This window comes from Psychrobacter urativorans (assembly GCF_904846695.1).
GTDB classification, from domain to species: Bacteria; Pseudomonadota; Gammaproteobacteria; order Pseudomonadales; family Moraxellaceae; genus Psychrobacter; species Psychrobacter urativorans.
Map to the genome: position 1 here is coordinate 23775 of NZ_CAJHBR010000004.1, position 14355 is coordinate 38129.

At 40.8% G+C, this 14355-nt stretch carries 10 protein-coding genes and 1 tRNA gene; 5 read left to right on the forward strand and 6 right to left on the reverse strand.

What is annotated here, in order from left to right; all coding sequences use genetic code 11:
- Positions 1-235 precede the first annotated feature (235 nt).
- On the forward strand, positions 236-856 hold the full coding sequence (locus JMY09_RS04475) for a BLUF domain-containing protein (protein WP_227677164.1): 621 nt from the start codon (positions 236-238) through the stop codon (positions 854-856).
- A 294-nt stretch (positions 857-1150) separates the two neighbouring features.
- On the opposite strand, the gene JMY09_RS04480 is transcribed toward JMY09_RS04475, so the two are convergent.
- The 3 genes from JMY09_RS04480 to pyrC form a co-directional block, all read right to left on the reverse strand.
- Positions 1151-1226, reverse strand: a tRNA-Glu gene (locus JMY09_RS04480).
- 624 nt (positions 1227-1850) lie between these two features.
- On the reverse strand, positions 1851-2507 hold the full coding sequence (rnt, locus tag JMY09_RS04485) for a ribonuclease T (protein WP_201622514.1): 657 nt from the start codon (positions 2505-2507) through the stop codon (positions 1851-1853).
- Between the two features lie 244 nt (positions 2508-2751).
- Positions 2752-3822, reverse strand: coding sequence for a dihydroorotase (gene pyrC / locus JMY09_RS04490; protein ID WP_201622407.1), 1071 nt, complete (start codon positions 3820-3822; stop codon positions 2752-2754).
- Between the two features lie 495 nt (positions 3823-4317).
- Between pyrC and JMY09_RS04495 the strand changes: the two genes are divergently transcribed.
- On the forward strand, positions 4318-5556 hold the full coding sequence (locus tag JMY09_RS04495) for an argininosuccinate synthase (RefSeq protein WP_201622408.1): 1239 nt from the start codon (positions 4318-4320) through the stop codon (positions 5554-5556).
- A gap of 155 nt (positions 5557-5711) precedes the next feature.
- Here JMY09_RS04495 and JMY09_RS04500 read toward each other — a convergent pair whose 3' ends face one another.
- Positions 5712-6779, reverse strand: coding sequence for a hypothetical protein (locus tag JMY09_RS04500; protein WP_201622409.1), 1068 nt, complete (start codon positions 6777-6779; stop codon positions 5712-5714).
- Between the two features lie 173 nt (positions 6780-6952).
- Here JMY09_RS04500 and JMY09_RS04505 point away from each other — a divergent pair, with 173 nt between their 5' ends.
- Both JMY09_RS04505 and JMY09_RS04510 read left to right on the forward strand, forming a co-directional pair.
- Positions 6953-7495 (forward strand): L,D-transpeptidase, encoded by a 543-nt coding sequence (locus tag JMY09_RS04505; RefSeq protein ID WP_227677165.1) that lies wholly within the window; start codon positions 6953-6955, stop codon positions 7493-7495.
- A 245-nt stretch (positions 7496-7740) separates the two neighbouring features.
- Positions 7741-8361 carry a nitroreductase family protein gene (locus tag JMY09_RS04510; protein WP_201622410.1) on the forward strand — a complete coding sequence of 207 codons (621 nt, stop codon included), beginning with the start codon at positions 7741-7743 and terminating at the stop codon, positions 8359-8361.
- 377 nt (positions 8362-8738) lie between these two features.
- Here the strand turns inward: JMY09_RS04510 and JMY09_RS04515 are convergent, their stop codons facing one another.
- Both JMY09_RS04515 and JMY09_RS04520 read right to left on the reverse strand, forming a co-directional pair.
- Positions 8739-10427, reverse strand: coding sequence for a CYTH and CHAD domain-containing protein (locus tag JMY09_RS04515; protein ID WP_201622411.1), 1689 nt, complete (start codon positions 10425-10427; stop codon positions 8739-8741).
- Positions 10428-10661: 234 nt separating this feature from the next.
- Entirely contained in the window at positions 10662-12248 is a 1587-nt protein-coding gene (locus JMY09_RS04520; RefSeq protein WP_201622412.1) for an isocitrate lyase, read from the reverse strand.
- A 961-nt stretch (positions 12249-13209) separates the two neighbouring features.
- On the opposite strand from JMY09_RS04520, the gene JMY09_RS04525 reads away from it, so the two are divergent.
- Positions 13210-14208 (forward strand): LysR family transcriptional regulator, encoded by a 999-nt coding sequence (locus JMY09_RS04525; RefSeq protein ID WP_201622413.1) that lies wholly within the window; start codon positions 13210-13212, stop codon positions 14206-14208.
- Positions 14209-14355 lie beyond the last annotated feature (147 nt).

Genomic DNA, 14355 nt, shown 5'->3' on the forward strand with positions numbered 1-14355 from the left:
TGCTATAAAGGCTGACAGATTATTACCAAGTTACAATGTAGCCGATTATTTATAACTTATTATTTGCTTTACTGACCAAACTGCACTACTATGTAACTAAGTTAATACAATTATATATAAAAAATACGTATATATAATATAAAAAACTTATTACAGGTTCATATTCTCTTACTTGTATATTATTCCTTAGGCCATGTAGTCTAGATTATGTATTATAATTATGAGGAGAGGCACAATGCTATCATCAACTAGTCCCACTCTTTCAAATACAGCAGATCTCTATCAGTTAGTATATGTCAGTCGTATTACTTCGACAGGTCTATCTGGTGCCAGTACCCTCAATGACATCGCTGAGATTTCTATAAAAAATAATAAAGCTGATAATGTGACAGGGATTGTTTGTTACGGTAATGGCTATTTTTTTCAGTATGTGGAAGGCTCAGAGCAAGCGTTGACTGACCTCAAAAATCGTATTTTGATGGATGATCGGCATAAAGATATGCATATCTTAGAGTTCTCTGCCATTGCTAAGCGTCGCTTTACTGGTTGGTCGCTGCGCTCTATAACTCTTGAGCGCTGGATGCTTAGTGACTCTAGAGTTAAAGCGTTGATGCCGTTTAAGCCTTACAACTGGGACGCTAATGAGTGGCGACCATTCGTAGATACTTTACAAGGCTATTATGAAGAGCAGAAAAACACTGGTGATATTGATACGCAACCTATAAAGTATAATGTCTTGGGCTTGACTTTAAGTAAAGTAGTCGGGGAGCACCAAGCGTTCTTTTTGATTCAAACTATATTAGGATTACTTATTATTTTGACCCTATTGTGGTTTATGCTATCAGATAAATTTTAGATCATTACCTAAAAGATTGAGCACTAGATCTTATTTTAAACCCCAGCGAACGGCTGGGATTTTTTATGCCTATAATATTTTCTTAATAGTTATGATTTTCATGATATTAAGGGTATCAAGGACATTAACAATTAGGGATAAACGATTTAATTATACTGATAGTCACTATACTGTAAGCCGCCAATCTACCTTCTACGATAACTAATCATTAGCCCATAAAAAAACCTTCCAAAACCTATAAAGTTTTGGAAGGTTCTAAAGCATTACTACCGGAGTAGATACCACTTTTATATGTGGCGTCCCCAGGGGGATTCGAACCCCCGTTACCGCCGTGAAAGGGCGGTGTCCTAGGCCTCTAGACGATGGGGACTAGGTACTACGCTTCAACTGCTTTCACCATTTATGCTGAAGTGGTGCACATTCTAATAGCGTCTGTGTCTACTGTCAAGCCTTTTTCTACGTTTTTTTAATAGTAAGTATCTTTTTTTCAATGCGCGACGTGGATGTAGGTTATTATTCTTTAAATGGTGGCGTATCCATAGAGAAGTGCAGGTGCTAATAGTTAAAGCTAATAACATATAACCAATAATAGTTCCCCATAACATGTGCTGCGGTTCTAGTTCCATTAGGGTAGCTCTCCTGTTGAGCCTATCACAGCCTGTTGCAGGCCATAAAGGCAGCGTAAGCAGCTTAAATCATCTACAGGATATATCGATTAGTACTGAATCATAACAATGACCATCAAGCTAAATGCCGCTTCTGCAAACAGCAAATAACTTAAGCAACAGTCAAAATAGTTTCATTGTATCAATCATATCCTTATCAACTAAAAACTAAGATGATCAAGTCGGATTAATAATACAACAGCGTTATTATTCATTGCAGTAAAACTATGCTCATAGGTTAGCTATTATCGCCAGTTAACCAATAGCAATTAGTGAGTGTTCCATTACTATTGGTTCATTATAGATAAAATTTGGCTAATTGCTGTTTGTTAGTTGTTGCTATCTGTCAAAGTCTCGTTAGGTTCTTGGACACGCAGGGCATTAGGAAGCATTGGGTAGTGGTTAAGGATATGACAGAACAGCTCAGCAGTCTTTTGGGTATCGTATAACGCTGAGTGTGCATCATTACCATCGAAATCTAGCCCTGCTGCTTTGCAAGCACGAGCCAGTACTGTCTGACCGAAGGCTAAGGCGGCTAAAGTCACCGTATCAAATACCGAAAACTGATGAAATGGGTTGTGGCTTTTGCTATTAGTACGTAGAACTGCCGCATTCAAAAAGCTTAAGTCAAAATGAGCATTATGGCCAATAAGGACACATTGGCGACATTCCTCAGCTTTTCGCACTTCTTTTAGGCCTTTAAAAATGCGTCTTAGCGCCACTTTTTCATCTTCTGCAATAGCTTTTCGCATCGGGTTATTGGGATCAATGCCGGTGAACGCTAGGGCGCTTGGCTCTAAGTTTGCCCCTTCAAAAGGTTCGATATGGGCATTTAGCGCCTCGCCTGGATAAAAAACCCCTTGCTCATTGAGCAGAATAGGGATACAAGCAATCTCTAAGAGGGCGTCGGTTTGCGAGTTAAAACCAGCAGTCTCCACATCGACTACTACCGGTAAAAATTTACGAAAACGCTCTTTTAGAGTCATTGGCGTCTGAGTTTCTGTAGTCTCAGAGGGTGCTGATGCTTTAATAGAGCTCGCTTCATTAGTGCTAATACGCTCAGCAGGGCCACTCAAGACCTCATCGGATACAGGAGTGTTATTTTGGGTGGTCATAGACAGTCAAATCACTTTTATCGGTAGTCATAATAAGTTGAAATTATACGAGTAGCTGATGATATGAATGCTACTAGCTTGGCGGTCATATCATCAGACTTAGGCAGAATGTAGTTTAGGCCTTGATAGACCAAGGTAGCGTTTCACCAGCCATTAGTGGGGTCAGCGTTGAGCCGTCAAAGTAAGGATAAGCACTAGGGACTTGCATTGGCTTTTTGATTAAAGTGACCGTGTTGGTGCTGATTGGCAAGCCATAGAACTGAGCACCAAAACGACTAGCAAAGCCCTCAAGGTTGTTAATTTTGCCAACACTATCAAATGCAGTAGCATAGAGCGGAAGAGCTGTCGCTGAGCTATAACAGCCCGCACAGCCGCAAGCGGCTTCTTTTTTATCGGTTGAGTGCGGCGCTGAGTCAGTACCCAAAAAGAATTTTGGACTGCCACTAGTCGCCACATCTAATAATACTTTTTGATGCGAGGCCCGCTTGAGAATAGGTAAGCAATATAGATGTGGCTTGATACCACCTAACAATAGATGGTTACGATTGAACATTAAGTGCTGCGGGGTAATAGTAGCGGCAACATGGTTACCTTGCGCTAACACAAAGTCAGCAGCATCGCTAGTAGTGATGTGCTCAACTACAATTTTTAATGCTGGGAATTTGGCGATAATTTGCGTTAATACTTCATCCAAAAAGCGCTTTTCACGGTCAAAAATATCGACATGATCATGAGTCACTTCACCATGTAATAGCAAAGGTAACTGATATTTCTGCATAGCTTCAAACACATCTGCTAGGGCATTAATGTTAGTGACGCCATCGGCAGAGTTAGTCGTAGCACCAGCAGGGTAAAGCTTAACGGCTTGTACTATGCCAAATTTGACCGCCATTTCTATATCTTGCACGCTAGTCTGATCAGTCATGTATAAAGTCATGCGTGGATCAAAAGTGACTTTGCGATCAGCACTAATGTCACTTGCCTGCAAATACTGCATTATGCGCTCACGATAAGCTTGGGCATCAGCTGCGTTTTTGACTGGTGGTACCAGATTGGGCATACAGATAATACGATTAAAGCTAGTCGCTGCATGGGCAACAGTAGTCGCCAGTGCTTGACCGTCTCGTAAATGGATATGCCAGTCGTCTGGCTGAATAATAGTTAGCTCTGCAATAAAATCAGTCATAAGGATTATAACGCTCTGTAGGATGAAATTAAGATGAAAAATAGGAACTAAGAGATAGTTGAGGCTGATAAGTTAATACATTTGTCAATAAACGACAGCTGATAAATTATTTTATTAGTCGGATTATATGGATAGTTTTACCCGTTATTTACTGGCTAGTTTTTATTAGAGAATTTTACCAGTGCCCATAATAACAGATTTGACTCTCTGACTAAATATGCCGCTAAAGATAAGCGGTTGATTAGCAAATATTGCCTTGGATAATAGTCAGCTGATTATTACTAACAAACAGGGCGTAGACTAAATATGATATAAGGTCAATATAAGGTACACTAAGCAGGAAAAGTCAGTTTTGAGCGCTTTTTATGCTTGTTTTGCATAGTTTGTAAAGCGTCTATAAACAACTGCTAAATATTCTCTGCATTTTTTACTTTATATTGTAGCCAACTAGCACTATGATATTTTAACCTTCCCGCCACTTACTAGGAGTCATTCATGGCAAAACTAGATAAAAAAAATATTAATAAAATTGTTCTGGCCTATTCTGGAGGTCTTGATACTTCAATCATCGCCAAATGGCTACAAGAGACTTATGATGCAGAAGTTATCACTTTCACCGCTGACATCGGTCAAGGTGAAGAAGTAGAGCCAGCACGTCTTAAAGCTGAAGCGATGGGTATCAAAAACATTCACATTGAAGATCTACGTGAAGAGTTTGCTCGTGATTATGTGTTCCCTATGTTCCGTGCCAATGCTATCTATGAAGGCGAGTACTTACTCGGTACTTCTATTGCCCGTCCACTAATCGCCAAGCGCTTAGTTGAGATTGCCGCTGAGCATGGTGCAGACGCTATTAGTCATGGTGCTACTGGTAAAGGTAATGACCAAGTGCGTTTTGAGCTTGGTGCTGTTGCTTTGTCTCCTGATGTGGTTACTATCGCCCCTTGGCGTGAGTGGGATTTATCTAGTCGTGAAAGCTTGATGGACTATGCCAAAGAGCATAATATTGCCATCGATTATGCAGGCACTAAAACTAAATCTCCTTATTCGATGGATGCCAATCTACTGCATATCTCTTATGAAGGCGGTATCTTAGAAGATCCTTATGCTGAAGCTGAAGATGATATGTGGCGCTGGTCAGTAAGCCCAGAGCAAGCACCAGATCAAGCGCAGTATATGGAACTTGAGTATAAAAAAGGTGATATCGTCGCTATTGATGGTGAGCCGCTTAAGCCCTATGAAATTATGATCAAGCTCAATGAGATTGGTGGTAAGCATGGTATTGGCCGCCTAGATATCGTAGAAAACCGTTACGTAGGTATGAAGTCACGCGGCTGTTATGAGACCCCAGCAGGGACTATTATGCTTAAAGCCCATCGTGGTATTGAGTCTTTGACCCTTGATCGTGAAGCGGCGCACCTAAAAGACGAGTTGATGCCACGCTACGCTAAAATTATCTATAATGGCTACTGGTTCAGTCCTGAGCGTCTAATGCTGCAAGAGTTAATCGATAAGTCACAAGAATATGTCAACGGTACTGTACGTGTGAAGCTGTATAAAGGTAGCGTCAGCGTAGTTGGTCGTAAATCAGCTGATTCATTGTTCGATGAGAAGATTGCAACTTTTGAAGATGATGCTGGTGCGTATGATCAAAAAGATGCAGAAGGCTTCATCCGTTTAAATGGTCTGCGTCTGGCTATCGAAGCTAGCCGTGGTCGTGACTTGTCTAAGTAGTCAAGTCCAGTCAATGAATCTAATTAATAACAAACAGAGACCTTGAGTCTCTGTTTTTTTATGCGTCATAAGTTGCTGGCATTAGCCGAGATCTAGTATTGTTTGTTAGACGGTAATGGTTTTCATACTAATATCAATACCAATGCTAGCCGTTGCTACTGTTCTATTTTGCCGATAGCATCTTGCTGTTGACGCTCTTCAGCACGGTCATGCTTATATACTGCGGCGGCAGCTGGCAAGATACCGTTAGATTTTTGCTGCTGATATTTCAAAGCAGCCAAAGCGCTAAGGCTACCGATGACTAAGATAATAATAAGAATGACTGGGTTTTTCCATAGTGGTACAGAGGTATCGTAGTCGATAGGTGCCTCGCTAGTAGTAACAGGGCTAGGGTCTTTATTGGCCTCGAGTAGTCCTAAACTGACTAAAGGCGCAACAGGTGCAGTAGTTGGTTCAGAAGTAATGCGCAATCGATCACGACTCAGATAGATATCAGCAATTTTGGCCAACTGCAGCAACCAGCGTTGATGTGGTAGCTCGATCAAAGGCATCGGAGCAAACACCAACAGATCATTATGACGTCCTTGCTGAACGTTCTCAGGCGCACGACCAATAACTTTTAAGTAGTTAGGAGTTGCCTGCTGCATATCTTGACTGGCGCTGGCTTGTAATGGCTGAAATCCAGTCAGCTCATACCAGTATTTATCGATAGCGGCTGCCTGCAAAAACTGCGGCTGTAAATCAAACCAATGACCCAGCTCTTCATGATCAAGTTGGCTATAGTCTGCTAAGATAGCCAACTCACGCAGTACAATAAGGCATAATGAAGTTAGTAGTGTTTTTACTTGTGCAGTACTAGCGTCAATTTGCGCCGCTATATGAGCACTAGCTTTCATCACAGTTGCCACATCACCAAATACTGCATCAGCGACATCGTTGCGATGATACAGACTGGCATTGATGGTTGCAAAGTTCATGGCATTGTACTGACGCAGCTCTTTGACCGCGCTACGAGTAAATAGTTTTTTATGCACCGCTGAGGCGTGATATTGCTGTTCATAAGCGAGTAGAGCCGTTACGATAGCTTGTAGACTAGCAGCTAGTCCTAATCGTGTTTGTGGTAACGATAGGTTAGCAGCATCAGCCAACAACGAAACTATAGGCTGCATATCTTGAAATAGAAAATCATACATCGACACCCGTGTCGGTGAAATATTGGTCATAATTTGCTAGCTTTAAAAGGTTTAAGTATATAGTACGGTGCCTACGAGTTTGATACAATCTTTTAACATTAAAAATAGGTGTTAGTTTATTCAAATGGCTACAAATTATTTATAACTTAGGTCTCAAGAAATCAATAGATGCTTACTAATAGACTGCTAGTGGATTATTACTTATGACACAACTTATGACACCACCAGTTATCCCGCAAAATAATAACTATGCTACTTATATCGTTATTAATATTGTTGAGCAAAAACTGAGCTTATATCGACAAGATACCTTAGTCTGCCAGTATAGTATCTCGACTGCTAAAAATGGTATAGGCAGTCAACAAGACAGCGGCTGTACGCCACTGGGTAAGCATATTATCGCCGAAAAAATAGGCGGTACTGAGCCTATGAATGCCGTGTTTATTGGCCGAGTGCCTACTGGTGAGGTTTATAGTGCCAGCTTAGGGCAGGAGCAGCCGAGCCGCGATTGGATATTGAGTCGAATATTATGGCTCGAAGGTATAGAGCCAGGCTTTAATAAAGGTAGCAACGCTCAAGGGGGCTGCGATACCTATCAGCGTTATATTTATATTCATGGCACGCCCGATACGGAGCCGATGGGTGTACCCCTTTCTCATGGCTGTATCCGCATGCGTAATCAGCACATTTTTGAGTTGTATGAACAAGTAGAAGAAGGTACTCCAGTTATCATTATCGACAGCTAATGGCATTACATAGTCAAAGCATGATCAAATTGCAAGAAAAATTACAAGGTTATTGATAAAAAAACTTAAGCCAAACTGTTAACTGTTAAGCTCACTGCTATAATCTTGAGCCTGTCTGTTGTCAATACTGGGTTAGTACGGCGCCAAGACTAATTCATTAATAGTTGGCTAATGGCTATGTTTATTGCTAGCTGGTTACTTGTCTCTGATCTTTAATATTAATTGCAATTATAAGGATAATTATAATGTCTAAAGCTACTTTGGAAACTCTGCAACAAACCTTTAATGAACGTCGCTCTATTTATGCTTTAGGTAATGAGTTAGCCGTCGCTCCACAAGCTATAGTCAATATGGCTGAACGTATCTTACTGCATACCCCTTCGGCTTTTAACTCGCAATCTTCACGCTTAGTGGTTTTATTTGGCGAGCAGCATCAGCAGTTGTGGGATATTACCGAACTTAAGCTGCGCGAAGAAGTGGCTGATGGTGATTTTTCTAGTAGTAAGCAAAAGATGGATAGCTTCCGTGCTGCTGCTGGTACTGTGCTGTTCTATGAAGATACCGATGTGGTAAAGTCGATGCAGGAACAATTTCAGTTGTATGCCGATAGGTTCTCTGTTTGGGCGCAACAGACTTCAGCGATGCATCAGTATGCGCTATGGACAGAGCTGAGTACATTAGAGGTTGGCGCTAGTTTGCAGCATTATAATCCGCTAATTGACGAAGAGGTTGCCGCAGCGTTCGCTATCCCTGATAACTGGGAATTAGTGGCACAAATGCCGTTTGGTAATATATTGCAAGCTGCGGGCGACAAAAGCTATCAGCCACTCAATCAGCGTATGAAAGTGCTAGGGTTAGAGCAGTAAGGATTCAAAACCCTATTAGTCAACAACTGCTTTGACAGCTATTTAATAAATAACAGCTAGCTAAGCTTAGTTACTATGGTTAATCGTTAATCCTAATTAACAAGAGTACAGCCATTATGGTGTGCTGATGGTATAAATTTCCCTTGGGTGCTGTGTTCCCAGAGACTACACAAAATTCATCCTAGTAGCACTTCATTTGTTAAGCCAGTTCCTTATAGTTGATCGATTATACTAAGTAGTAGCCATAAAAAAAGACAGTCTCTATTAGTGAGGCTGTCTTTTTTTATTGCTGCTATTTAAAAGTGCTTTAACAGTGTTTTACTATTACTTTTTTTACTATCAGTATTTGGCTACTGCTTTCTATAAAACCTTATTAATTACCAGAAGGTAGCCGTACGGCGAACTTTAGCCAAGCGTTTTTGGCAGCGCTGCCAATCGCTTAGGGTTAAAGCGGCAAACCAACCAGCACCATAGAGTGCATTAACGTCAGTGGTAGATTTTTGCTGATAATAACGTTGGTATTGCTGATGATCTTGATGCTGACTTAAGGCTTGCTGAGCTTTAGTTAACTGCTTTAGGAAGCGTTTGGTTTTTTTACTAGCATATAGCGGGGCGGCAAATTCAGTAATATAACGTAAGTCGCTTAATTGACGCTGTACTTCATGTTGTGCAGCTTGCTGCTTTTCAACGCCAGTCATATGGCTAGCTACTACTGCCTCACTATCTACCTCAGTATCCTGTAAAGCAGGTTCTGATAGCTTTTCACTTAAATCAGCGCTTAAATCATTACTGATGTCATCAGTTAAGCCATCGCTTAAGTCAACGAGTTGATGATCAGCCTTTAGTAGTTTTAGCTGCTTTTTAGCTAGTATTTTTGCTAGCTTAGCGACAGCTAAGGGAGCTGCTGAGTCTTCATCACTATCAGCACTCATGGCGAACTCAATCAGCTCCAGTAAGGTAATCTGGAAGTCATTAGCAGCAATAGCATTAATAGGAGTAATTTTTAGTTTAGCAATATCTGCTGTCCATTGTACGTTAGGGGCACCTTGCTGCACTAACTGGGGCTCAACATGAGCCGCTATATAAGCAAGCCCACGGTAGTGAGAGAGTAAGTGCTCTGTTTGTTTAAGAATTAGCGACCATTCAGGATTAATATGCTCTGAGAACTTTTTAAAAGCTTTTAAGGCCACGCGCAGACGTCGGATACCCAGACGCAGTTGTAATAGATGACTGTCATCCTCACTACCTGCTACGATAGCACTACTATTGGGTAGTATTTGTAGCAGACAGTTATGTACTACTGCCCGAATAAATTGTGGCAGACTCCTGCGCTCATCAACTTTTAATTGGCTAAGATCAGCACTGACCGCTGGACTATGATCCTCGCCTTTGATCAGCAAGCCGCCACGCTCAGCTTTAGTCACAGTAGATAAGCATAATTTATAACGCTTACACCAAATTTTGGCAGTAGCAAATAAAAATTCAAGCTCGCCGCTTACTAACTCAAATTCTATCTCTTGAATAGGTTGGCATGAGCTAGCATCATTACCGTGAATAATTTGCCCATAATCATAGGCCATTTCTACACGGTTAGGCAGTGCATTGCTATCGTTGCTAAGACTCTTATCACTATTCATATTGCTAGTATCGTTTAACAAGCGGGTAGTACGCTGCACATCAGTAACGTATTGCCGTGTTAGATTTTTTGTCAGCTTTTTTAATTTAAATTCAGCCAACGCTGGGGCAATAGGAGTGTCTTGATAAAGGCTTAAATCAGGCAGTAAATTATTATCATCAAGCATAGCTTGCACTTGGTTAGCATCCAACAAGGTATTGTGCTCTAAACGCGCCGCTAGGCCATCACCACCGGCTTTAATAGTCTGTACCCAGTTACTACCTTCCTTACGGATACGCAGGCCAATACCAGCGTTTGCCAGTGTATAATCGGCGGTATCATAATAGTGAGCAGCCAGTTGACTGGTCTCAGATGATTTGACTTTTGCTTGGCGCATTAAGCCTTTTAGGCGTGCTGCTGGCACCAAAAATTTTAACTCTATCTCTTGCATGCGAACCTTCTACTTGTAGAGTGATAATGTCACTATCCTATGAGAGGCCGCTACTAATAACAAGCTAAATTTGATGCGTTAAATACCAAGGTTAGTTATCAGAGATATAGTTTTTATTAATAATCAGGATCAGGCTATATTTTGCAGGCTATAAAAAAGCCGCCCTACATAAAGTAGGGCGGCTTTTTGGTTTAAACATTTACTAGTTAGTGCATGTTTATAGGAGGATAAGGCCTATTTGAACTGATCCATAGTGTTTTTGCCACCACCAGCTTTAAGAGCGTTTTCACCTGAGAAGATCTCTTTATGATCATCACCGATGTCAGAACCAGCCATTGCTTGGTGCTTAACTGCTTCAACACCTGCACGGATCTCTTTACGCTGTACGCCAGCAACATAAGCAAGCATACCATCTTCACCGAAGTAGCCTTTAGACAATTCGTTCATCTCTAGAGCTGCAGTATGGTAAGTAGGTAGAGTGATTAGATGATGGAATACACCAGCTTCACGTGCTGCGTCTCTTTGGAAGCTCTTCGCAAGCTCATCAGCAGCAACGTTCAATTCTGTATCGTCGTAATCGCCGCTCATTAAGTTATCTTTGTTATAAGCAGAGATATCTTTACCTTCTTTTTCCCATGCAGCGATAACTTGCTTACGGAAGTTAAGAGTCCAGTTAAACGATGGGCTATTGTTATAGACCAATTTCGCTTGTGGCTGTTGCTCTTTAATACGATCAACCATCATTTTGATGTGTTCAACGTTTGGTGTAGGAGTTTCGATCCATAGTAGATCAGCACCGTTTTCAAGAGCAGTCACACAGTCAAGAACAACGCGGTCAATATTAGTTTCTTCACGGAAGCTATATAGGCCGTTAGCTAAACGCTTAGGACGTACTAGTTTACCGTTATGCTTAAGTAAGCTGTCGTTTTCGTTAGCAGTTTCAAGCGTTACTTCTTCCATTTCGATGAAATCGATATATTTAGAAGCTAAATCACCAGGCTCATTCGATACTGGGATTTTTTGCGTTAGTGATGCGCCTTCAGAGTCAGTACGGGCAACGATAACGCCGTCTTCAACACCAAGCTCTAAGAATGCATAACGGATAGCGTTAAGCTTTGAGATATAGTCTTCATGCGGTACAGTAACTTTACCCGCTTGGTGACCACATTGCTTAGCATCAGATACTTGGTTTTCGATTTGTAGGGCACAAGCACCCGCTTCGATAAGCTTTTTAGCAAACAAGTAAGTCGCTTCTTCGTTACCAAAACCGGCATCGATATCAGCAATAATTGGCACAACATGTGACTCGAAGTTTTCGATTTTCTCTTCGATAGCTTTAGTGTCTTGACCAGCTTCTTCAGCAGCGTTTAGCTCACGGAAGTAATCGTTCAATACTTTAGCATCAGCTTGACGTAAGAAAGTGTAGATCTCTTCGATAAGATCAGATACAGCTGTTTTTTCGTGCATAGATTGGTCAGGTAATGGACCAAACTCTGAACGTAGTGCAGCTACCATCCAACCTGATAGATAGATGTATTTTTTTGAAGTAGTACCGAAATGTTTTTTGTTAGCATACATAGTTTGTTGAGCGATAAAACCATGCCATGCACCTAAAGACTGAGTGTATTTAGAAGTATCTTGATCGTACTCTGCCATGTCTTGGCGCATGATTTTTGCAGTATATTTTGCAATGTCTAAACCAGTTTTAAAGCGGTTTTGAACCATCATACGTGCAGCATCATTCTCGCTGATATGGTCCCAATTGCCGTATTTTTGTTTCAGTTCACGTACACGTTCAATTGCAGATGTATAATTTGACATCTAGACTTCTCCTTGGTGGGTGTTAAAAGACTAACGAACAAAGTTTAATTTTAGATAAGCTTGGTTATAAAAATGATTTTAGCGATACTCACACTATTATCCATATAGCTGAGCTGCTATCGAACGTAGCAATAATTGCACTGAGTTGTAGCCAACACGATGGTAATAATAATATCGAAACTTAGGACTGATTATGACCCTAAGGGTGTTGCAGTTTGAGGTAACTATGAATAATTATTTATTCAGCATAAATCTTTGGCCTATTACCCTAAACAAACTTGATGAAGAATACAAGGGCTATAACCAGACAAATTAATAAAAAATAGTTGGCAGTACATTACCATTTAGTAGATGATCTAATAGCTGGCAGCCCTAGTGTAGGCATAGCAGTTAGTGAATACTGATTAAACTATGGGCAGAATAAATCCAGTAAAGGCACAAACTGTTGTTAGTTATCCTAGTCTATAATGAGCTAAGTTGCCGTAAGCCAATCAATATAACTGCCGTTATTCAGCACAATGTATAATGTATTTGCGTTAACGCTTTTAGAGTAGTAGTGCTGAGGTATATTTTAACGTATTTTAGCAGTTAGCAGTCGCTGATATCGCTAACTACTAATAAGAGGTGCTACAATGATCTATAGTATATTAGCAAATGGGTCATTAACATCAATCCGTGTTGTTTACGTTTTGACCTAACTATATTACTCACTATAACTACCTTAGTAAGATTTATCTAATTTATGATTGTTATCTCTAGTATTTACTTTATGTATAATATAGTAAAAACAATAGCTTGAAGCAATATATGTTAGATATTGATCGGTAGTATAGAACGAATTACAGGTTGAAATCTAGGATGATGTATTGATTTGATGGCTTATTAGACCATAATGCAGTAGAAAATTGCCAATATATTCAGTTTATAAAAAGCATTTATTTTTGAGCTAAGAGAAATACGTATGAATTTGCAGCGGGTCGATTTGAATTTATTGGTACATTTGGATGTATTGCTCCGAGAAAAAAACGTAACGCGCGCAGCTGAGCAGTTGGGTATTACTCAGCCGGCTATGAGTAATATTTTGCGTCGCTTGCGTAAGCTATTTAATGACCCTTTACTGGTGCGTTCATCAGAAGGCATGACTCCTACGGAGCGTGCGCTTGAATTACAACCACGTATCCGCGAAATATTGGCCGATCTGACGCAAGTATTAGAGCCACGCACTGAGTTCCGCCCTTATAGCACCTCACGTGTTTTTCGTATTATGACTTCAGACTATGCTGAAGCCACTTTGGTGCCCAAATTAGTTAAAGCACTACGCTCAGAAGCCCCCAACGTTATTTTAGATTTTTTGACACCTTCAGATGTCTCTTATCGTGACATGGAACAAGGGCGAGTTGATCTGGCGATTAATCGGTTTAATGAGATACCACAAAGCTTTCATCAAGTACTGGTTTGGCGTGATACCTTTAGTTGCTTACTATCTGCCGATAGCCCTTATGCTAGTCGTTTTAATCTAAAAAACTATTTAAAAAGTCAGCATGTCTGGGTGTCAAAAACTGGAATGGGTGTTGGCTTTGGGGTCAATCCTGAAAAGTCAGGTGGGCTAGGCTCTATTGATCAAGCTCTGCAACGCTTAGGTCAGAAACGTCATATCAGTGTTTTTACCCGTCATTATCAAATGCCAGCGATGCTAGCGGCTAATAAAGATTTGATTGCCACTTTGCCTACTCGAGTGGCCCGTATGCAAGCGACGAATGATAGTATTGTCATGAGAGAGCCGCCGTTTTTTATACCAGAGTTTGAGCTGACCATGGCATGGTCGCCATTACTCCAGCATCATCCAGCCCACCGCTGGTTGCGACAGCTGATTATGCATGTGGCTCGTCAAGTAGTGGCTGATGAAGAAGAAAAAGAGCACGATATCCCATTGATTAACCAGCTGTTTGGACCGCAATAACCGTTAACTATTGCCAATAATTGGCACGGATTACAGTGCTGGTTCTGGTATACAAGAGTCTATTAACATTGACGCTACTCGTAAGCTTGACGCCTATAAATAGAGCTTTGATTAACTGATATGGATTTTTAATGAGTATAGAGCTTT